The organism is Kitasatospora sp. NPDC059088 (assembly GCF_042738155.1).
Classification (GTDB): domain Bacteria; phylum Actinomycetota; class Actinomycetes; order Streptomycetales; family Streptomycetaceae; genus Kitasatospora.
This window is the reverse complement of sequence record NZ_JBHYGR010000036.1, coordinates 1-19,953: the sequence shown is the minus strand read 5'-3', so window position 1 is coordinate 19,953 and position 19,953 is coordinate 1. Positions and strand designations below refer to the sequence as shown.

14 protein-coding genes and 1 pseudogene are annotated in these 19,953 nt (G+C 73.1%); 7 read left to right on the top strand and 8 right to left on the bottom strand.

From position 1 onward, the window contains the following. Positions 1-90: 90 nt before the first annotated feature. The 4 genes from ACFWXO_RS18255 to hrcA form a co-directional block, all read right to left on the bottom strand. Positions 91-3,366, bottom strand: coding sequence for a S41 family peptidase (locus ACFWXO_RS18255; protein ID WP_380524880.1), 3,276 nt, complete (start codon positions 3,364-3,366; stop codon positions 91-93). Positions 3,367-3,448: 82 nt separating this feature from the next. Continuing rightward, entirely contained in the window at positions 3,449-4,198 is a 750-nt protein-coding gene (locus tag ACFWXO_RS18250) for a 16S rRNA (uracil(1498)-N(3))-methyltransferase (protein ID WP_375892458.1), read from the bottom strand. Between the two features lie 78 nt (positions 4,199-4,276). After that, positions 4,277-5,416 (bottom strand): molecular chaperone DnaJ, encoded by a 1,140-nt coding sequence (gene dnaJ / locus ACFWXO_RS18245; protein WP_188304451.1) that lies wholly within the window; start codon positions 5,414-5,416, stop codon positions 4,277-4,279. A 77-nt stretch (positions 5,417-5,493) separates the two neighbouring features. Continuing rightward, entirely contained in the window at positions 5,494-6,528 is a 1,035-nt protein-coding gene (gene hrcA, locus ACFWXO_RS18240; RefSeq protein ID WP_375892457.1) for a heat-inducible transcriptional repressor HrcA, read from the bottom strand. A gap of 267 nt (positions 6,529-6,795) precedes the next feature. Between hrcA and htpX the strand changes: the two genes are divergently transcribed. Genes htpX through ACFWXO_RS18225 form a run of 3 tightly spaced genes read left to right on the top strand, consistent with a single transcriptional unit; the run spans position 6,796 to position 9,201 of the window. After that, positions 6,796-7,716 carry a zinc metalloprotease HtpX gene (gene htpX / locus ACFWXO_RS18235; protein WP_380524879.1) on the top strand — a complete coding sequence of 307 codons (921 nt, stop codon included), beginning with the start codon at positions 6,796-6,798 and terminating at the stop codon, positions 7,714-7,716. 43 nt (positions 7,717-7,759) lie between these two features. Beyond that, positions 7,760-8,344: a hypothetical protein gene (locus ACFWXO_RS18230; protein WP_380524878.1), complete on the top strand. Its 585-nt coding sequence runs from the start codon at positions 7,760-7,762 to the stop codon at positions 8,342-8,344. A gap of 23 nt (positions 8,345-8,367) precedes the next feature. Beyond that, complete coding sequence (locus ACFWXO_RS18225) at positions 8,368-9,201, top strand: DUF3097 domain-containing protein (RefSeq protein WP_380524877.1); 834 nt, start codon at positions 8,368-8,370, stop codon at positions 9,199-9,201. Here ACFWXO_RS18225 and ACFWXO_RS18220 read toward each other — a convergent pair. Genes ACFWXO_RS18220 through ACFWXO_RS18210 form a run of 3 tightly spaced genes read right to left on the bottom strand, consistent with a single transcriptional unit; the run spans position 9,192 to position 13,016 of the window. After that, entirely contained in the window at positions 9,192-9,749 is a 558-nt protein-coding gene (locus ACFWXO_RS18220; RefSeq protein WP_375892449.1) for a Uma2 family endonuclease, read from the bottom strand. The two genes, ACFWXO_RS18225 and ACFWXO_RS18220, sit on opposite strands and share 10 nt — an antisense overlap. Positions 9,750-9,789: 40 nt before the next feature. Further along, positions 9,790-11,019, bottom strand: a complete 1,230-nt coding sequence (hemW, locus tag ACFWXO_RS18215) for a radical SAM family heme chaperone HemW (RefSeq protein WP_380524876.1) — start codon at positions 11,017-11,019, stop codon at positions 9,790-9,792. Positions 11,020-11,078: 59 nt separating this feature from the next. Further along, positions 11,079-13,016: an AMP-dependent synthetase/ligase gene (locus ACFWXO_RS18210; RefSeq protein ID WP_380524875.1), complete on the bottom strand. Its 1,938-nt coding sequence runs from the start codon at positions 13,014-13,016 to the stop codon at positions 11,079-11,081. A gap of 324 nt (positions 13,017-13,340) precedes the next feature. Between ACFWXO_RS18210 and ACFWXO_RS18205 the strand changes: the two genes are divergently transcribed. The 4 genes from ACFWXO_RS18205 (at position 13,341) to ACFWXO_RS18190 (ending at position 19,315) form a co-directional block, all read left to right on the top strand. Next, on the top strand, positions 13,341-15,074 hold the full coding sequence (locus tag ACFWXO_RS18205) for an ABC transporter ATP-binding protein (RefSeq protein ID WP_380524874.1): 1,734 nt from the start codon (positions 13,341-13,343) through the stop codon (positions 15,072-15,074). A 134-nt stretch (positions 15,075-15,208) separates the two neighbouring features. Beyond that, positions 15,209-17,107, top strand: a complete 1,899-nt coding sequence (locus tag ACFWXO_RS18200) for an ABC transporter ATP-binding protein (RefSeq protein ID WP_375892554.1) — start codon at positions 15,209-15,211, stop codon at positions 17,105-17,107. Positions 17,108-17,205: 98 nt separating this feature from the next. Continuing rightward, positions 17,206-18,123: an RNA polymerase sigma factor SigJ gene (gene sigJ / locus ACFWXO_RS18195; RefSeq protein ID WP_380524873.1), complete on the top strand. Its 918-nt coding sequence runs from the start codon at positions 17,206-17,208 to the stop codon at positions 18,121-18,123. Positions 18,124-18,232: 109 nt separating this feature from the next. Beyond that, positions 18,233-19,315, top strand: a complete 1,083-nt coding sequence (locus tag ACFWXO_RS18190; protein WP_380524871.1) for an NAD(P)/FAD-dependent oxidoreductase — start codon at positions 18,233-18,235, stop codon at positions 19,313-19,315. A 113-nt stretch (positions 19,316-19,428) separates the two neighbouring features. On the opposite strand, the pseudogene ACFWXO_RS18185 reads toward ACFWXO_RS18190, so the two are convergent. Then, positions 19,429-19,953, bottom strand: a pseudogene (locus ACFWXO_RS18185) (elongation factor 4); the annotation flags it as partial.

The window sequence follows — 19,953 nt, the reverse complement described above, 5'->3', positions numbered from 1 at the left end:
ACAGCCCCGCATCCTACCCACGCCCCGGCGCGGGAGCCCGGCCGCGCCGGACCCCCGCGCCCCGCAGGGCCCCGCAGCGCCCCGCGCCGGCTACGCCCAGGGCAGCGGCGGCGCCGTGCGGGCCGGGGTGGCGGCCAGGGTGTCGAGGGCGATCCGCACGGCCTCGGCCAGCTGCGGGTCCTCGCCGGCCGCCCAGTGGTGCGGGGCGAACGGCACCTCGACGTCCGGGTCGACGCCGTGGTTCTCCAGGCCCCAGCCGTAGTTCTCCATCCACATCGCGTACTTGGGCTGGGTGACCAGGGTGCCGTCGACCAGCTGGTACCGGCTGTCGATGCCGATCACCCCGCCCCAGGTCCGGGTGCCGACCACCGGGCCGATGCCGAGCGCCTGGATGGCGGCGTTGACGATGTCGCCGTCCGAGCCGGACAGCTCGTTGGCGATCGCGACCACCGGCCCGCGCGGGGCGTCCATCGGGTAGGGCACCCGGCCCTCGGTGTCCCGGATCGCGTACCAGCCGATGATCCGCCGGGCCAGCTTCTCTATCACCAGCTGCGAGGTGTGGCCGCCGCGGTTCTCCCGGACGTCCACGATCAGGCCGTCCTTGGCCATCTCGGTGGAGAGGTCGCGGTGCAGCTGCGCCCAGCCGGCCGTCTGCATGTCGGGGATGTGCAGGTAGCCGAGCCGGCCGCCGGACAGCTCCCGTGTCTTCGCCCGCCGGCCGGCCACCCAGTCGTGGTAGCGCAGCGCCTCCTCGTCGGCGAGCGGGACGACCACGGGGTGGCGCCGGTCGCTGCCGTCCTTGCGGGCCACGGTCAGCTCCACCGGCTGCCCGGCGGTGCCGGCCAGCAGCGGGGCCGGGCCGGTGACCGGGTCGACCGGGCGGCCGTTGACGGCGAGCAGGGCGTCGCCCGGGCGGATCGCGGCGCCGGGCGCGGCCAGCGGCGAGCGGGCCCGGGGGTCGGAGGACTCGCCGGGCAGGATCCGGCCGATCCGCCACTGCCCGCCGTCCCGGACCAGGTCGGCGCCGAGCAGGCCCTGGCGCCGGGCGGGCTCGGTGTAGCGGCCGTACGGGACGACGTAGGCGTGCGAGGTGCCGAGTTCGCCGTGCACCTCCCAGAGCAGGTCGACCAGTTCGTCGTGCGAGCCGACCCGCTCGACCAGCGGCCGGTAGCGCTCCAGGACCCCGGCCCAGTCGACGCCGCCGAGGTCGGGGCGCCAGAAGTTGTCCCGCATCAGCCGGCCGTTCTCGGCGTACATCTGCCGCCACTCGGCGGCCGGGTCGACGGTCACCCGCAGCCGGGTGAGGTCGACGGCGGTCTCGTCGTCCTCGCCGCCGGACTTGCGGTCGGCCGGGACGATCCGCAGCTCGCCCCCGTCCAGCACGGCCAGCCGGGTGCCGTCCCCGCTGACCGAGAACCCGTCGACGCCGTGCACCAGTTGCTCGACCCGGCGCTTCCTGAGGTCGAAGCGCTCCAGCACCGGGCGGGGCCGGTCGTCGTCCAAGGAGGCGGCCTCGTCGCCGAGTTCGCCGAGCAGCGGCGCCCTGGTCCACAGCACCCCGTCCTTGGCGGCGCGCAGCGTGTGGAAACGGCCGCCCTCGACCGGGAAGGGCACGATCCGGTCGGCGATGCCGTCCAGGTCCACCCGCACGGCCGGCACCGCCCCGTCCGCGGCCTCCTCGCCGTCCGCCGTGCGGGCCTTGGGCTCGTCCTCCTCCCCGCCGGGCGCCCGCCCGGCCCGCTGCGGGCCGAACGGGGAGGGCGTCTCGGCGGCGAGCGTCACCAGGTAGGGGCGGCAGCCGTTCGGGAAGGACAGGCCGAAGGCGTGGGCGTCGTAGACCGGGTCGAAGCTGCGCACCGAGAGGAAGGCCAGGTAGCGGCCGTCGGCGGTGAAGGCGGGCGAGGTGTCCAGGAAGCGCTGCGAGGTGACCTCGCCGACGGTGCGGGTGGCCAGGTCGGCCAGCACGATCTGGCGCAGCGAGTACGGGCCCATCCGGTGCACCGGGCGCGACCACGCCAGCCAGGCCGAGTCCGGGCTGAACACCAGGCCGCCGACCTCGCCGTCGGTGCTGCGGTCCAGCTCGTGCACGGCGCCGTCGGCCAGGTCGACCACCAGCACCCGGCCGTCGTGCACGCCGACCGCGGCCCGCCGGCCGTCCGGGGAGACCACCAGCGAGTTGACCCGGCCCAGTCTCCCGGCGGCCAGCCGGCGCCGCTCGGGGTCGTGCACGGCGGGGGCGTACTCCAGGGCGTCCTCGCCCTCGGCGTCGGACACCCAGAGCACGCCCTGGGCGCCGTCCTCGCCCGGCACCACCCGGGCCAGCCGGGCGCGCACGCCCGGGGTCTCGTCCAGCACCCGGGCCGGGCCCTCGCGGTGGGTCAGCCAGTGCACGCTGCCGCGCACCACCACGGCGCCGGCCCGGCCGGTGCGGTCCGGGGCGACGGACTCCAGCCAGTGCGCGGCGTGCACCGGGTGGGGGCGGCGGCGGGCCCGCGAGCCGGCCGGGCGGACGTCCAGCCGGCGCGGGGAGGCGCTCTCCAGGTCGTCCAGCAGCCACAGGTCGCCGGCCCGGTGGAAGACCACCCGGGTGCCGTCGGTGCTGGCGTTGCGGGCGTAGAAGCCGTCCGGGTCGGTGCTGTGGCGGCGCAGGTCGGAGCCGTCGGGGCGGCTGGACCACAGGTCGCCGACGCCCTCGTGGTCGGACAGGAAGGCGATCCGGCCGTCGCCGTCCCCGGCCACCCAGAGCGGGGAGTCGAGCTGCCCGGCCAGGTCCTGGTGGATCCGGACGAACCGGTCCCGCCCGATCCACAACTTGCCGGCCCGGCCGCCCCGGTAGCGCTTCCACCAGGCCGGCTCGCGGTTGTTGACGGTCACCAGCAGCACCCTCCCCCCGGCTTCGGCCGCAGGGTCCCCGACGCCCGCCGGCTCGAAGGCGAGCCCGCCGACCGGCCCGTACGGCAGCCGCACCGGCTCGCCGCCGTCCAGCGGCACCGCGTGCGCCCAGCAGCGGCGCACCCCGGACTCGCCCGCGCCGGTGGTGGCGATCGGGCGCCCGTCGGCGGTCCACCCCTGCACCCGGGTCTCGGCGTTGCCCCAGTACGTCAGCCGCCGGGACGGTCCGCCGTCCACCGGCACCACGTGCACCTCGGGGGCGCCGTCCCGGGTGGAGGTGAAGGCGAGGTGGCGCCCGTCCGGGGAGAACCTGGGGTGCTGCACCGGCAGGTGATCGGCCGTCAGCCGCCAGGCCCGGCCGCCCTCCAGCGGGGCGAGCCACAGGTCGTCCTCGGCGACGAAGGCGACCAGGTCACCGTGCAGATGGGGGTGGCGCAGATAGGCGCCCGCGGAGGTGCTCAGGGAGTCCGTCACGCCGCCAGCGTAGGCAGGTGCGGGTACGAGCCGCTCCGTTTTCCGCAGACTCCGGGCGGGCGCACGGGAGTTGCCGGTGGGGTCAGGCCCAGCGGCCGGTGCGCCCCAGCAGCAGCGCCCCGGCGGCCACCCCGGCGGTCGAGGTGCGCAGCACCGAGGGGCCCAGCCGGTACGGCTTCGCGCCGGCCTCGGCGAAGGCGGCCAGCTCCTCCGGGGAGACCCCGCCCTCCGGGCCGACCACCAGCACGATGTCCCCGCCGGCCGGCAGCGCGGCGTGCGCCAGCGGCTCGGCGCCCTCCTCGTGCAGCACCGCGGCGAGCGCGGCCCCGGCCAGCAGCGGCGCCAGCTGCCGGGTGGTCATCGGCTCGCGCACCTCGGGGAAGCGCAGCCGGCGGGACTGCTTGCCCGCCTCCCGGGCGGTGGCCCGCCACTTGGCGAGCGCCTTGGCGCCGCGCTCGCCCTTCCACTGGGTGATGCAGCGCGAGGCGGCCCAGGGGACCACCACGTCCACGCCGACCTCGGTCATGGTCTCCACGGCCAGCTCGCCGCGGTCGCCCTTGGGCAGCGCCTGGACGACCACGATCCGCGGCGCCGGCTCCGGCTCCCGCCGCACGGCCTCCACCGTGACCTCGATCGCGTCCTTGCCGAGCACCGCGGCGACGGTGCCGTCCACGCCCAGTCCCAGCCCGTCCGCCAGGGTGACCGCCTCGCCGGCCGCCAGCCGCTTCACCGCCGCCGCGTGCCGCCCCTCGGGCCCGTCGAGGCGCAGCACGGCCCCGGGTGCGGCGGCGGCGATCCGCTCGGTCTCGACGACGAAGACGGGCGCGGTCATGGCGGGGAACCTCCTGGGATGGAACGGGAACACCGAAGGGGTGCCGGGGGTCCTCCCCCGGCACCCCTTCGCGGACGACTACCGGCCGTTGAAGGCGTCCTTCAGGCGTGAGAACAGGCCCTGCTGGCCCGGCGCGAACTGGCCGGACGGCCGCTCCTCGCCGCGCAGCACGGCGAGCCGGCGCAGCAGCTCCTCCTGCTCGGGGTCGAGCTTGGTGGGCGTCTGCACCTCGACGTGCACTATCAGGTCGCCCCGGCCGCCCCCGCGCAGGTGGGTGATGCCCCGGCCGTGCAGCGGGATCGACTGGCCGGACTGGGTGCCGGGCCGGATGTCGACCTCCTCCAGCCCGTCCAGGGTCTGCAACGGCACCTGGGTGCCGAGCGAGGCCGCCGTCATCGGGATGGTGACGGTGCAGTGCAGGTCGTCCCCGCGCCGCTGGAAGACCGTGTGGGTGGTCTCGGCGATCTCGACGTACAGGTCGCCGGCCGGGCCGCCGCCGGGGCCGACCTCGCCCTCGCCGGCCAGCTGGATCCGGGTGCCGTTGTCCACGCCGGCCGGGATCTTCACGGTCAGGGTGCGGCGGGCCCGCACCCGGCCGTCGCCCGCGCACTCGGGGCACGGGGTCGGCACCACGGTGCCGAAGCCCTGGCACTGCGGGCACGGGCGGGAGGTCATGACCTGGCCCAGGAAGGAGCGGGTGACCTGGGAGACCTCGCCCTTGCCGCGGCACATGTCGCAGGTCTGGGCCGAGGTGCCGGGGGCCGCGCCCTCGCCGCTGCAGGTGGTGCAGGTGACGGCGGTGTCGACCTGGAGTTCCTTGGTGGTGCCGAAGGCGGCCTCCTCCAGGGTGATCTCCAGCCGGATCATGGCGTCCTGGCCCCGGCGGGTGCGCGAGCGCGGGCCGCGCTGGCCGGCCGCGGCGCCGAAGAAGGCGTCCATGATGTCGGAGAAGCCGAAGCCCGCCGCGCCGGCGCCGAAGCCGCCCGCGCCACCGCCGCCCGGCGACAGCGGGTCACCGCCCAGGTCGTAGACCTGGCGCTTCTGCGGGTCGGAGAGCACCTCGTAGGCGGCGTTGATCTCCTTGAACCGCTCCTGCGTCTTCGGGTCCGGGTTGACGTCCGGGTGCAGTTCGCGTGCCAGGCGCCGGAACGCCTTCTTGATCTCGTCCTGCCCCGCATCCCGTCGGACGCCGAGTACCGCGTAGTAGTCCGTGGCCACCAAATGCTCCGCTTGTTCCGCCTGTAGTAGTGCTGCGACTGGACGCCGCCGTTAGATTTCCAACGGTCGGCCGTGTGCTACGACTCGGCCAGGATCTGGCCCACGTACCGTGCCACCGCCCGCACCGCCCCCATTGTGCCCGGATAGTCCATCCGGGTCGGACCGATCACACCCAGCTTGGCCACACTCTCGTCGCCCGAACCGTAGCCGACCGAAACGACCGAGGTGGAATTCAGCCCTTCGTACGCGTTCTCCCGCCCGATCCGGACCGTCATCGCGGCGTCCGTGGTCTCACCCAGGAGGCGGAGCAGGACGACCTGCTCCTCCAGGGCCTCCAGCACCGGCTGGATGGTGAGCGGGAAGTCGTGCCCGAAGCGGGTCAGGTTGGCCGTGCCGGCCAGCATGATCCGCTCCTCGTTCTGCTCGGCGAGCGCCTCGAACAGCGTCGCCAGGACCGTACTGACGGTCGGCCGGTCGGCCGGCTCGAACGCCGCCGGGAGCTCCTCCAGGAGCCCCGGGACGTCCGGCAGCCGCTGGCCGGCCGCCCGGGTGTTGATCCGCGAGCGCAGGTCCGCCAGGACCGTCTCGCCGACCGTGCCCGGGCAGTCGACCATCCGCTGCTCGACCCGGCCGGTGTTGGTGATCAGCACCAGCATCACCTTGGCCGGGGCCAGCGCCACCAGCTCGATGTGCCGGACGGTGGAGCGGGTCAGCGAGGGGTACTGCACCACGGCGACCTGGCGGGTCAACTGGGCGAGCAGCCGCACCGTACGGGTGACCACGTCGTCCAGGTCGACGGCGCCGTCCAGGAAGTGCCGGATCGCCCGGCGCTCCGGGGAGCTCATCGGCTTGATCTCGGCGAGCTTGTCGACGAACAGCCGGTAGCCCTTGTCGGTGGGGATCCGCCCGGCGCTGGTGTGCGGCTGGTGGATGTACCCCTCCTCCTCCAGCGCCGCCATGTCGTTGCGCACCGTGGCCGGGGACACCCCGAGGTTGTGCCGCTCCACCAGGGCCTTGGAGCCGACCGGCTCCTCGGTGCCCACGTAGTCCTGGACGATCGCGCGCAGCACGGCGAGCTTGCGGTCGTCCAGCTGGCGGACCTCTCCGGCCATGGGGCACGCACCTCCGTCTTCGCACGTTGTCCGTCTGTGATGCTGCGAGCCGCTCCGGTGAGGACCCCGACCCTGGCACTCTGCACGCACGAGTGCCAAAACCGTACCTGCCAGTGTACGGCCCGGGTCGTACCGCAGGAACGGCCCGGCCGGGGTGATCCTGCCCGCAGTTCCGGACGGCCACCGCGACACTCCGCGTGCGCGGGTGGTGCCCCGGGGCCGTCCGGGTGGCAGCATCGAAAGCGACGGCGAACGGAGGAGCAAGCGATGTCGAGCTCGGGCCAGCACACCCGTTTCGCGCCCGACCGCGGCCTGACCAGCCGCATGGTCGGGACGATGTTCGTGATCGGGCTGTTGTACGTCGGTTTCACGGGCCTGCTGATCGCGCTGCTGCGCGGGGCCTGGCCGCTGATCGTGCTGATCTCCGGCGGGCTGTTCGTGGCCCAGTTCTGGTTCAGCGACAAGATCACCGAGCGGGCCATGGGCGCCCACCGGGTGACCGAGGAGCAGTACCCCCAGCTGCACGGCACCATCGACCGGCTCTGCGCCCTGGCCGACATGCCCAAGCCCCGCGTGGCGGTCGCCGACAGCGACATGCCGAACGCCTTCGCCACCGGCCGCAACCCGCAGAACGCCGTGGTGTGCGTCACCACCGGCCTGCTGCGCCGACTGGAACCCGAGGAGCTGGAGGGCGTCCTGGCGCACGAGCTGTCGCACGTCGCCCACCGGGACGTCGCCGTGATGACCATCGCCGGCTTCCTCGGCGTGCTCGCCGGGGCGATGACCCGGGTCGCCATGTACGGCGGGTTCATGGGCGGCAACCGCAACAGCAACGACCAGAACGCGGCCATCGCGGCGCTGATCATCCCGCTGGTGTCGATCGTGGTCTACGCGATCAGCTTCCTGCTCACCCGGCTGCTGTCCCGCTACCGCGAACTGGCCGCCGACCGGGCCGCCGCCCAGCTCACCGGCCGGCCCAGCGCCCTCGCCTCGGCGCTCACCAAGGTCACCGGGCAGATCGCCGCCATCCCCACCGAGGACCTGCGCCGGGCCCAGCCCTACAACGCCTTCTACTTCGCCCCCGCGCTGAGCGCCAAGGAGACCGCCTCCCAGCTGCTCTCCACCCACCCGACGCTGGAGAAGCGGCTGGCCCAGCTGGCCAAGATCTCCGAGCAGCTCGGCCGCTGACCCCCCTGGGCTCCGGCCCCGCCCGACTCCCGGAAGGACCGCCGTGGGATTCCTGGACGCCCTGTTCGGCCGCACCAAGCCCGTCAAGCCCGACCTCGACCAGCTGTTCGGCGTGCCGTCCGCCGCGCTCACCCTGGAGGCCGGGGCCGGGTTCCTCCCCACCGGGCTCGGCTCGGTCTGCTTCGCGGCCGTCGAGGGCGCCGCCTTCGTCCAGGTGGAGCAGCAGGTCCGGGCCCTGCTGGACGCCGACACCGAACGCGGCGGCGTCCCGGTGGAGGCCTCCAAGGACGGCTACGGCTACTCCTGGCTGCTCACCCGGCACGCCCCCGAGGAACTCCCGGAACTGGTCAACGACCTGCACGCGGTCAACAGCGAGCTGGAGGCGAACGGCTTCGGCCCGCAGCTGCTCTGCTCCCTGGTCGCCTTCCGCAACCCCCAGGGCCAGTCGCTGGCCCTGGTCTACCTCTACAAGCGCGGCACCTTCTACCCCTTCGCCCCGATGCCCGGCGGCGGCGAGCGGCGCAACAGCCCGCTGGAGCTCCAGGTCAACGCGATGCTGGGGAACGACCTGCGGCTGGAGAAGGACCTCAGCCGCTGGTTCCCGGTCTGGGGGGCGCCGGGCCTCTGACGCCCCGTCCGTAAAATCGCCCCATGCGCAGCCACCAGTACGGACCCGACCTCACCCCGCCGTGGAAGAAGCAGCAGCCCGCACCCGAGGTGCCGGCCGAGCGGGACCTGGTGGTCGAGGAGGCGGCCACCGGCTACTGCGGGGCGGTGGTGCGCTGCGAGCGGACCGCGGAGGGGTTCACCGTCACCCTGGAGGACCGCTTCGGCAAGCACCGGGTCTTCCCGCTGGTGCCGCGCGGCTTCCTGCTGGAGGGCGAGGTGGTCACCCTGGTGCGCCCGGCCGCCCCCGCCGCGCCCCGCACCCCCGCCCGCACCGCCTCCGGCTCCGTCGCCGTCCCCGGCGCCCGGGCCCGGGTCGCCCGCGAGTCCCGGATCTACGTCGAGGGCCGGCACGACGCCGAACTGGTCGAACGGGTCTGGGGCGACGACCTGCGCATCGAGGGCGTCGTCGTCGAGTACCTCCAGGGCATCGACGACCTCCCCGCGATCGTCGCCGACTTCGCCCCCGGCCCCGGCCGCCGACTCGGCGTCCTGGTCGACCACCTGCTCCCGGGGACGAAGGAGCACCGCATCGCCGCCCGGGTCACCGGCGAGTCGGTCCTGGTCGTCGGCCACCCCTACATCGACATCTGGCAGGCCGTGAAGCCCTCCTCCGTCGGCATCCCCGCCTGGCCCGCCGTCCCCCGCGGCGAGGACTGGAAGCAGGGCACCTGCCGCCGCCTCGGCTGGCCCGTGGACACCCCGGCCGCCTGGAAGCACATCCTCTCCAAGGTGAACAGCTACAAGGACCTGGAGCCCGAACTCCTGGCGAAGGTCGAGGAACTGATCGACTTCACCGCCCTGCCAGGTCAGGAGTAGGTCTGAAACTCCGAGGTGTCGAGCGTGATGCCCAGCAGGTCCACCGGAATGGGCTCGCCGAACTTGGTGGTCCGAGAGGAGACGTAGTCCGGCAACCCGGACGCGCTCGCCCGGGTCGGCTCGGTCAACAGCACGCAGACGGCCTTGATCGGGTCGACGATCAGATAGGCCGGAATCCGGCCCTCCGCGTAGAGCTCCCGCTTGGTCTGGTAGTCGCGCAGGACGCTGGTGTTCGAGACCACCTCGAGCACCAGCGTGAGGAGAGGCGAAGGGATCAGGCGACCAGGACCCTCGACCGCGTCTCGCTCATAGACGACCAGATCGGGCTGAGGTTCGCTGGTGAGCCCGGGGATGTCGATGTCCTGCGTGACCGAGCGGTGCCATCGCATCCGGGGAATCTGGTCCTGGATCGACTCGACAATCCAGTTGTGGACCCGGTCGGGCCCGGCCATCATCACGATCTCCCCCCTGATGAGCTCGGCCTTGAAACCCTCCGGGATCTCCAGATTCTCGAAGATCCCTATCACCCGGTCATCGATGGCGGTCATCCCACACTCCTCCTGACGGCTGATACCACGTTAACGACACTCAGTCCACGAGGTCACGCACTACTGCATCCGCCAGGAGGCGGCCCTGGAGGGTGAGGGCGGCGCGGCCCCGCCGGTAGGAGTCCTCGGCGAGGAGGCCGTCGGCGAGGGCCTTGGCGGCGGCCTGGCGGCCGGCCTCGGCCAGGACGTCGAGGGGGATGCCGTCGGCCAGGCGCAGTTCCAGCAGGATGCGCTCGACCCGGCGGTCCTCGTCGCTCAGCAGCTCGCGGCCCAGGGCCGGGGTGCGGCCCTCGGCGAGGGCCTGGGCGTAGGCGGCGGGGTGCTTGGCGTTCCACCAGCGGACGCCGCCGACGTGGCTGTGGGCGCCGGGGCCGGCTCCCCACCAGTCGGCGCCGGTCCAGTAGAGCTCGTTGTGGCGGCAGCGCCCCTCGGGGGTGGTGGCCCAGTTGGAGACCTCGTACCAGGAGTAGCCGGCCGCGCTGAGCGCCTGTTCGGCGATGAGGTAGCGGTCGGCGTGCACGTCGTCGTCGATCATCGGCAGTTCGCCGCGCTTGACCCGGGCGGCCAGCTTGGTGCCGTCCTCGACGATCAGGGAGTACGCGGAGACGTGGTCGGGCCCGGCGCCGATCGCGGCGTCCAGGGAGGCCCGCCAGTCGTCGTCGGACTCGCCGGGGGTGCCGTAGATCAGGTCGAGGTTGACGTGGTCGAAGCCGGCCGCGCGGGCCTCGGCCACGCAGGCCTCGGGGCGGCCGGGGGTGTGGTGGCGGTCGAGCAGCCGCAGGACGTGCGGGCGGGCGCTCTGCATGCCGAAGGAGATCCGGTTGTAGCCGCCCTCGCGCAGCTCGGCGAGGTACGCGGGGTCGACGGACTCGGGGTTGGCCTCGGTGGTGACCTCGGCGTCCGGGGCGAGCCCGAACTCCTCGCGCAGGGCGGCGAGCATCTTCACCAGGTCGCGGGCGGGCAGCAGGGTGGGGGTGCCGCCGCCGAGGAACACCGTCCGCACCGGGAGGTCGGTCTCGCCGAGGACGCGGCGGGCCAGCCGGATCTCGGCGACCACGTTGTCCGCGTAGGTCTCCTGCGAGGCGACGGCCCCGGAGGAGCGCAGTTCGGTGGCGGTGTAGGTGTTGAAGTCGCAGTAGCCGCAGCGGCTGGCGCAGTACGGGACGTGCAGGTAGAAGCCGAACGGCCGGTCGCCCAGCCCGGTCAGGGCGTGCGCGGGCAGGGAACCGTCGGACGGCACCGGTTCGCCGTCGGGGAGTGCGGAGGGCATGACCCCATTGTCCCGTACGACTCACCCGGACTCGTGAGCCGTACGGGAGGAGGGCCGGCTCAGGCCTCGTTGGCGCCCGCGTACATGGCGGTCACCGCGTCCGCGTAGGTCCGCTCGACCACCGGGCGCTTGATCTTGAGGCTCGGGGTGAGCTCGCCGTGCTCGATGTCGAGGTCGCGCGGCAGCAGGTGGAACTTCTTGATCGTCTGCCAGCGCTGGAGGTCGGCGTTGACCCGCTTGACGAAGCCCTCGATCAGCTGGTGCACGGCCGGGTCGGCGGCCAGCTCGGCGTAGCTCTTGCCGGCCAGGCCGCGCTCGGCGGCCCACGGCATCAGCACCGCCTCGTCCAGGCCGATCAGCGCGGTGCAGAAGTTGCGGCCGTTGCCGATCACCAGGATGTTGCTGACGAACGGGCAGACCGCCTTGAACTTGCCCTCGACCTCGCTGGGCGCCACGTACTTGCCGCCGGAGGTCTTGAACAGGTCCTTCTTGCGGTCGGTGATCCGCAGGAAGCCGTCGGGGGTGAGCTCGCCGATGTCCTCGGTGTGGAACCAGCCGTCCGGCTCCAGCACCTCGGCGGTCTTCTCCGGCAGGTTGTGGTAGCCGCGCATCACGCCGGGGCCGCGCAGCAGGATCTCGCCGTCCTCGGCGATCCGCACCTCGGTGCCGGGCAGCGGGCGGCCGACCGTGCCGATCCGGACGTCCTCCTTGCGGTTGACGCAGGAGCCGGCGCTGGTCTCGCTCAGCCCGTAGCCCTCCAGGATCGGCACCCCGGCACCGAGGAAGAAGTAGCCGATCTCGGGGGCCAGGGCGGCGCTGCCGGAGACGGCGCCGCGCAGCCGGCCGCCGAAGGCGGCCCGGATCTTCGCGTACACCAGCTTGTCGGCGAGCGCGTGCTGCAGCCGCAGGCCCAGCGGGGCGCTCCCGACGCCGGTGGCGACCCGGCTCTCCTGGACCACCCGGGCGTGCTCGCGGGCGACCTTGGCGGCCCACAGGAAGATCTTGTACTTGGCGCCGCCCTCGGCCCGGGCCCGCCCGGCGATGCCGTTGTAGACCTTCTCGAAGATGCGCGGCGCCGAGGCCATGGTGGTCGGCCGGATGACCGGCAGGTTGTGGATGATCCGGTCGACCCGGCCGTCCACGGCCATCACGTGGCCGGTGGCGATCTGGCCGGAGATCAGCGTCTTGCCGAAGACGTGCGACAGCGGCAGCCACATGAACTGGACGTCGTCGGGGCCGAGCAGGCCGCTGGCCTCCTGGGCCCGGCCCTCGTAGGCCCAGCAGTCGTGCACCAGGCGCACGCCCTTGGGGCGGCCGGTGGTGCCGGAGGTGTAGATGAGGGTGGCCAGCTGCTCCTTGTCGAGCCCGGCCACGGCCTTGTCGACCGCGTCCGGGTGCTGCTCCAGGTACTCGGCGCCGCGCCGTTCGAGCTCGGCCAGGGTGAGCAGGTCCAGGCCGGCCGTGTCGAGTGCCTCCGCCCCGGGCGCCCCGGCGGGGGCGTCGAAGAGGATCACGGTGCGCAGCTCGGGCAGCTCGTCGATGTGCTCGACGGCCTTGGCCAGCTGGGCGGCGTTCTCGGCGAACATCGCCCGGGAGCCGGAGTTGGAGAGGATGAAGGCCGTCTCGTCGGCGTTGGTGCTCGGGTAGACGGTGGTGATGGCGGCGCCCGCGCACATGGCGCCCAGGTCGGCGAGGATCCACTCGACCCGGGTGGAGGAGGCCAGCGCGACCCGGTCCTCCGACTGGATGCCGAGCGCCATCAGGCCGGCGGCCACCGCCTTGACCCGGACCGCGGTCTGCGCCCAGGTGAGCGAGCGCCACTGCTCGGCGCCGGGCGCGCCGTCCGCGGCGTGCTCGTCGACCGAGGCCGGGTAGCGGTAGGCCTCGGCGTTCGGGGTCAGGACGACCCGCTCCAGGAACAGGTGGGCGACGGAGGCGGGACGCCCGGCGACGATGTCGGCACTGCCGGAGTCGATCAGGGACTGCGCGGAACTCAACGAGGACCTCCGGGGGCGGGTGGCCGTCTGAGGGATTGTCGCGGCGTCCGTGGGGGCGTCCGCCGGGCCCCCGTTAACGTGGTCGGTACCGGTCAGTAACAAGGGCGTAGTCAGCAGCCTAGGGGGAAACCGGTCATTCCGTAAGGGGGCAGCCCCAGCTGGCACGCCCCCTCGGCGCCGGTGCCCGCCGGAGGGCGCGAACCGGGCCGCCGATGGCAAAGGCCCGGCAAACCTCCGCCGGACGGCCCCCGAATCGTCTGTACGACGCTACAGAACGACGAGAATTGGGGTGCGAACCCGACCGGCGAAGACAAGAGTGTGCCAGTGCTGATCAGACTGCTCCGGGCGTACCTGCGCCCATACTCCCGACCGATCACCCTGCTGGTGGCCCTCCAGCTGGTGTCCACCCTCGCGGCGCTCTACCTGCCCACGCTCAACGCCGACATCATCGACAAGGGCGTGGTCACGGGCGACACCGGCTACATCCTGCGCCTGGGCGCCGTGATGATCGGCGTCACCCTGCTCCAGGCGCTCTGCTCGATCGGCGCCGTCTACTACGGCGCCCGCACCGCCATGGCCTTCGGCCGCGACCTGCGGGCCGCCGTCTTCGACCGGGTGCAGAGCTTCTCCTCCCGCGAGGTCGGCCAGTTCGGCGCCCCGTCGCTGATCACCCGCACCACCAACGACGTCCAGCAGGTCCAGATGCTGGCCCTGATGAGCTTCACCCTGATGGTCGCCGCACCGATCATGTGCGTCGGCGGCATCATCATGGCGCTCAACCAGGACGTCCCGCTGTCCGGCCTGCTGCTCGCCGTCATCCCCGTGCTCGGCATCGTCGTCGTCCTGCTGGTGCGCGCCCTGCGGCCGAAGTTCCGCAGCATGCAGGTGAAGATCGACACCGTGAACCGGGTGCTGCGCGAGCAGATCACCGGCATCCGGGTCATCCGCGCCTTCGTCAAGGACGGCCACGAGCAGCAGCGCTTCGCCGACGCCAACGAGGACCTCACCCAGGTCGCCCGGCAGGTCGGCCGGCTGATGTCCGTGATGTTCCCCGCCGTCATGCTGGTCGTCAACGTCTCCAGCGTCGCCGTGCTCTGGTTCGGCGCCCACCGCATCGACAGCGGCGGCATGGAGATCGGCGGGCTCACCGCCTTCCTCTCCTACCTGATGCAGATCCTGATGAGCGTCATGATGGCCACCTTCATGTTCATGATGGTGCCGCGCGCCGAGGTCTGCGCCGAACGCGTCGAGGAGGTCCTCGGCACCTCCTCCAGCGTCGTCCCGCCCGCCGCCCCGGTCACCGAGGTGCTGCGCCGCGGCAACCTGGAACTGCGCGACGTCGACTTCCGCTACCCCGGCGCCGAGGCCCCGGTACTGCGCGGCGTCGACCTCACCGCCCGCCCCGGCGAGACCACCGCCATCATCGGCTCCACCGGCGCCGGCAAGTCCACCCTGCTCGGCCTCGTCCCCCGGCTCTTCGACGTCACCTCCGGACAGGTCCTGCTCGACGGCACCGACGTGCGCGAGCTCTCCGCCGACACGATCGCCGACAGCGTCGGCATCGTCCCGCAGAAGCCCTACCTCTTCACCGGCACCGTCGCCAGCAACCTCCGCTACGGCCGCCCCGACGCCACCGACGAGGAGCTCTGGCACGCCCTGGAGATCGCCCAGGCCAAGGACTTCGTCGAGAAGCTGCCCGAAGGCCTGGACGCCCCCATCTCCCAGGGCGGCAGCAACGTCTCCGGCGGCCAGCGCCAGCGCCTGGCCATCGCCCGGGCCCTCGTCCGGCGGCCCGACGTCTACCTCTTCGACGACTCCTTCTCCGCGCTCGACTACGCCACCGACGCCAGGCTGCGCAAGGCCCTCGCCCGCGAGACCTCCGACGCCACCGTCCTGATCGTCGCCCAGCGCGTCTCCACCATCCGCGACGCCGACCGGATCATCGTCCTCGACGAGGGCGCCGTCGTCGGCACCGGCACCCACCGCGAACTGATGGCCGACAACCCGACGTACCGGGAGATCGTGCTCTCCCAGCTCACCGAGCAGGAGGCGGCGTGACCACCCCAGGAAAGCCCGCCGGAAAGCCGGCCGGGGCCCCCGCCGGACCGGGCGCCGGACAGCCCGCGGACAAGCTCCCCAGCGACTCCCAGGCCGCCGCCGCCCGCCGCGGACCGGCCGGACCGGGCCGCTTCATGGGCGGCCAGGGCACCGAGAAGTCCATGGACTTCAAGGGCTCCGGCAAACGCGTGCTCGGCCTGCTGCGCCCCGAACGCAACGTCCTGATCGGCGTCCTGCTGCTCGGCGTGCTCGGCATCGGCTGCGCCGTCACCGGCCCGAAGATCCTCGGCGACGCCACCGACCTGATCTTCGCCGGCGTCATCGGCGCCCGCTTCCCCGCCGGCACCTCCAAGGCCGAGGTCATCGCCGGACTGCGCGCCCACGGCGACGGCGGCGTCGCCGACCTGCTCTCCGCCGTCGACTTCACCCCCGGCCAGGGCATGGACTTCGGCGCCATCGGCTCCATCCTGCTCTGGGTGCTCGGCATCTACCTCGCCTCCGCCCTCTTCGGCATCGTCCAGGGCCGCCTGGCCACCCGGGCGATCCAGTCCGCCAGCTACCGGCTGCGCCAGGACGTCGAGGCCAAACTCGCCCGGCTGCCGCTCAGCTACTTCGACAGGCAGCCGCGCGGCGAGGTGCTCAGCCGGGTCACCAACGACATCGACAACATCGGCCAGTCGATGCAGCAGACCATGGGACAGATCGTCAACTCGCTGCTCACCGTGGTCGGTGTGCTCGCGATGATGTTCTGGATCTCCCCGATCCTCGCCGCGATCGCCCTGGTCTCCGTACCGCTCTCGGTGGTCGTCGCCGCCAAGGTCGGCAAGCGGGCCCAACCGCAGTTCGTCCAGCAGTGGAAGTCCACCGGCCAACTCAACGCCCACATCGAGGAGATGTACACCGGCCACACCCTGGTCAAGGCGTTCGGCCGGCACCGCGAGTCCGCCGAGACCTTCCGCGAGCACAACGACGCGCTGTTCCACGCCAGCTTCCGCGCCCAGTTCATCTCCGGGATCATCCAGCCCGCGATGATGCTGATCGGCAACCTGCAGTACGTGCTGGTCGCCGTGGTCGGCGGCCTGCGGGTGGCCAGCGGCTCGCTGTCCATCGGCGACGTCCAGGCCTTCATCCAGTACTCCCGGCAGTTCAGCCAGCCGCTCACCCAGGTCGCCAGCATGGCCAACCTGGTGCAGTCCGGGGTCGCCTCCGCCGAGCGCGTCTTCGAACTCCTCGACGCCCCCGAGCAGAGCCCCGAACCGGCCATGCCCGAGAAGCCCGACACCGTCCACGGCCGGGTCGCCTTCCAGGACGTGTCCTTCCGCTACGACCCCGACAAGCCGCTCATCGACGACCTCTCGCTCAAGGTCGAACCCGGCCAGACCGTCGCCATCGTCGGCCCCACCGGCGCCGGCAAGACCACCCTGGTCAACCTGCTGATGCGGTTCTACGAGGTCAGCTCCGGGCGCATCACCCTCGACGGCATCGACATCGCCGCGATGTCCCGCGAGGACCTGCGCTCCGGCATCGGCATGGTCCTCCAGGACACCTGGCTGTTCGGCGGCACCATCGCCGACAACATCGCCTACGGGGCCGGCTCCGCCACCCGCGACGAGGTCGTCGAGGCCGCCCGGGCCGCCCACGTCGACCGCTTCGTCCGCACCCTCCCGGACGGCTACGACACCGTCATCGACGACGAGGGCACCGGCGTCAGCGCCGGCGAGAAGCAGCTGATCACCATCGCCCGGGCCTTCCTCGCCCAGCCGTCCATCCTGGTCCTCGACGAGGCCACCAGCTCCGTCGACACCCGCACCGAGGTGCTCATCCAGCGGGCCATGGCCCGGCTGCGCACCGGCCGCACCAGCTTCGTCATCGCCCACCGGCTCTCCACCATCCGGGACGCCGACGTGATCCTGGTGATGGAGAACGGCTCCATCGTGGAGCAGGGCTCGCACGACGAGCTGATCGCCGCCGACGGCGCCTACGCCCGGCTCTACCAGGCGCAGTTCGCGGAGGCCGTGGCCGAGGTGGACTGACCCGTCGGCACGCCCGGAGCCGGGACGGAACCCGCCGTCCCGGCTCCGCGCGCACCCGCCCCTCGCGGGGCACGACCGCCTTCGCTACGGTGGCCCCCGTGACCGCCCAGCCCACGGCCCCCGGACCGGCCCCCGACGCCTTCGAGGCGAACCGCCGCTACCTGGGCTCGGTCGCCTACCGGCTGCTCGGCTCCTTCACCGACGCCGAGGACGTCCTCCAGGACGCCTGGCTGCGCTGGCAGGACGCCGACCGCGCCGCCGTCGCCGACCCGCGCGCCTTCCTCACCACCGTGGTCACCCGGCTCTGCTACGACCAGCTGGGCTCCGCCCGCAGCCGCCGCGAGGCCTACTACGGCGAGTGGCTGCCCGAACCGTCCGTCTCCTACGCCGACGGCCCCGACTCCCCCGCCGACCTGGCCGAACGCGGCGAGTCCGTCTCCCTCGCCCTGCTCACCGTGCTGGAGCAGCTCACCCCGGCCGAGCGGGCCGCCTTCGTCCTGCACGACGTCTTCGCGGTCGGCTTCGAGTCCATCGCCGCCTCCCTGGACCGCACCCCGGACGCCACCCGCCAGCTCGCCTCCCGGGCCCGCCGCCGGGTCAAGGAGGGCGGCCGGCACCCCGGCGGCACCGACCCGGCCGAACACCGGCGGGCCGTCGAGGCGTTCGCCTCCGCCAGCGCCCGGGGCGACATCCTCGGCCTGATGGCGGTCCTCGACCCCGACGTGGTCTGGCACGCCGACGGCGGCGGCATCGTCCGCGCCGCCGCCCGCCCGGTGCGCGGCGCCGACAAGGTCGCCCGCCTGGTGGCCGGACTGGTCGCCAAGTGGTTCACCCCCGACGCCGCGATCGGCCTCGCCGCCGTCAACGGCGAACCCGGCCTGGTCTGGTACGAGCGCGGCACCGGCAGCGTCGGCGGGGTGCTGGCCTTCGCCGTGGCCGACGGCCGGATCACCGAGGCCTTCGTCGTGGTCAACCCCGAGAAGCTCGGCCGGATCGACCCGGTCACGACCCGCTGAACCGGGCCCCGCCAGGCTGTGACGCGGGTCACCGTCACACTCCGGCCGCCCGCGTCGTCCCCTTCCCGAACAGCGCTCCACCGGAGCGCCCCACGAGGAGGCGGACGAGATGAGCAGCACCACCAGCACCGATCAGCGGATCGTCGTCCTCGGCGCCGGGTACGCCGGGATCACCGCGGCCAAGGGCGCCGGACGCCGCCGCGCCGTCACCCTGGTCGCCCCCGAGGAGCGGCTCCTGCACCGCATCCGCCAGCACGAGACCGCCGCCGGCCGCGGCCGCGACTGGCCCGCGCTCACCGAACTCGCCCGCGGCCGCCGGATCGAGCACCGCCGGGCCCGGGCCGTCGCACTCGACCTGGCCGGGCACGAGGTCCTCCTCGACGACGGCACCACCCTCGGCTACGACACCCTGGTCCACGCCCTCGGCAGCCGCACCGCCTGGCACGGCGTCCCCGGCGCCGCCGAGCACGCCCACCCCGTGGAGCGCGCCGCCGAGGTCCGCCGGCTCATCCGCGAGGCCGCCCGCCCCGGCACCCTCGCCGTCGTCGGCGGCGGCGCCACCGGCATCGAACTGGCCGCCGAACTCGCCGAGGCCCACCCCGACTGGCGGGTGCGGATCGTCGCCTCCGGCACCGTCGGCGGCGCCTACTCGCCCAAGGGCCGCGCCCACATCCGGCGCGTCCTCGACCGCCTCGGCGTCGACGTCCACGAGGACGCCACCGTCACCGAGGTCACCCCCGGCGGGCCGCTCACCACCGCCGGCCCGGTCGACGCCGACCTCACCCTGTGGGCCGCCTCGCTGGAACCCCACCCGCTGGCCGCCGAGGCCGGACTGGCCGTCGACGAGCGCGGCCGCGCCCTGGTGGACGACCACCTGCGGTCGGTCTCGCACCCGGACGTCCACGTGGTCGGCGACGCCGCCGCCGTCACCGTCCCCGGCGTCGGCACCCTGAGGATGGGCTGCGCCACCGCGCTGCCGCAGGGCCAGTACGTGGGCCGGCTGCTCGACGGGCGCACCTCGGCGCCGTTCTCCTTCACGTACCTCGTGCAGTGCCTCAGCCTGGGCCGGCGGGACGGGCTGCTCCAACTGGTCCACCCCGACGACTCGATGAAGCCCACCGTGCTCACCGGCACCGCGGGGCGGCTGGCCAAGGCCGGGATCGTCGGCCTCGTCCTCGGCGCGCTCAAGTAGCCGCCGGGGGCCACCGGTTCCGTCCGGGGCCTACCGGTTCCTGTGCCCGGCGGGAACGCGGAAGGGCCCGGGCAGTCCCGCCCGGGCCCTCCTCGTACCGCTTCCCGCTACGCCTACTTCTTGTCCTTCGGCGTCTCGGCGTCGGTGGACAGCGCGGCGATGAAGGCCTCCTGCGGGACCTCCACGCTGCCGACCATCTTCATCCGCTTCTTGCCTTCCTTCTGCTTCTCCAGCAGCTTCCGCTTACGGGAGATGTCACCGCCGTAGCACTTGGCGAGGACGTCCTTGCGGATCGCGCGGACTGTCTCACGGGCGATCACCCGGGAGCCGATGGCGGCCTGGATCGGCACCTCGAACTGCTGGCGGGGGATGAGCTTCTGCAGCTTGCCGGCCATCATCACGCCGTAGCCGTAGGCCTTGTCCTTGTGCACGATCGCGGAGAACGCGTCCACCGGGTCGCCGTGCAGCAGGATGTCGACCTTCACCAGCTGGGCGGCCTGCTCGCCGATGGGCTCGTAGTCGAGCGAGGCGTAGCCGCGGGTCTTGGACTTCAGCTGGTCGAAGAAGTCGAAGACGATCTCCGCGAGCGGCAGGGTGTAGCGCAGCTCGACCCGGTCCTCGGAGAGGTAGTCCATGCC

Excerpts from the sequence above, each read along its gene's own strand:
- ACFWXO_RS18250 (WP_375892458.1), bottom strand. The coding sequence starts at position 4,198 with ATGACCGCGCCCGTCTTCGTCGTCGAGACCGAGCGGATCGCCGCCGCC.
- hrcA (WP_375892457.1), bottom strand. The coding sequence starts at position 6,528 with ATGGCCGGAGAGGTCCGCCAGCTGGACGACCGCAAGCTCGCCGTGCTG.
- htpX (WP_380524879.1), top strand. The coding sequence starts at position 6,796 with ATGTCGAGCTCGGGCCAGCACACCCGTTTCGCGCCCGACCGCGGCCTG.
- ACFWXO_RS18225 (WP_380524877.1), top strand. The coding sequence starts at position 8,368 with ATGCGCAGCCACCAGTACGGACCCGACCTCACCCCGCCGTGGAAGAAG.
- ACFWXO_RS18220 (WP_375892449.1), bottom strand. The coding sequence starts at position 9,749 with ATGACCGCCATCGATGACCGGGTGATAGGGATCTTCGAGAATCTGGAG.
- hemW (WP_380524876.1), bottom strand. The coding sequence starts at position 11,019 with ATGCCCTCCGCACTCCCCGACGGCGAACCGGTGCCGTCCGACGGTTCC.
- ACFWXO_RS18200 (WP_375892554.1), top strand. The coding sequence starts at position 15,209 with ATGGGCGGCCAGGGCACCGAGAAGTCCATGGACTTCAAGGGCTCCGGC.
- ACFWXO_RS18190 (WP_380524871.1), top strand. The coding sequence starts at position 18,233 with ATGAGCAGCACCACCAGCACCGATCAGCGGATCGTCGTCCTCGGCGCC.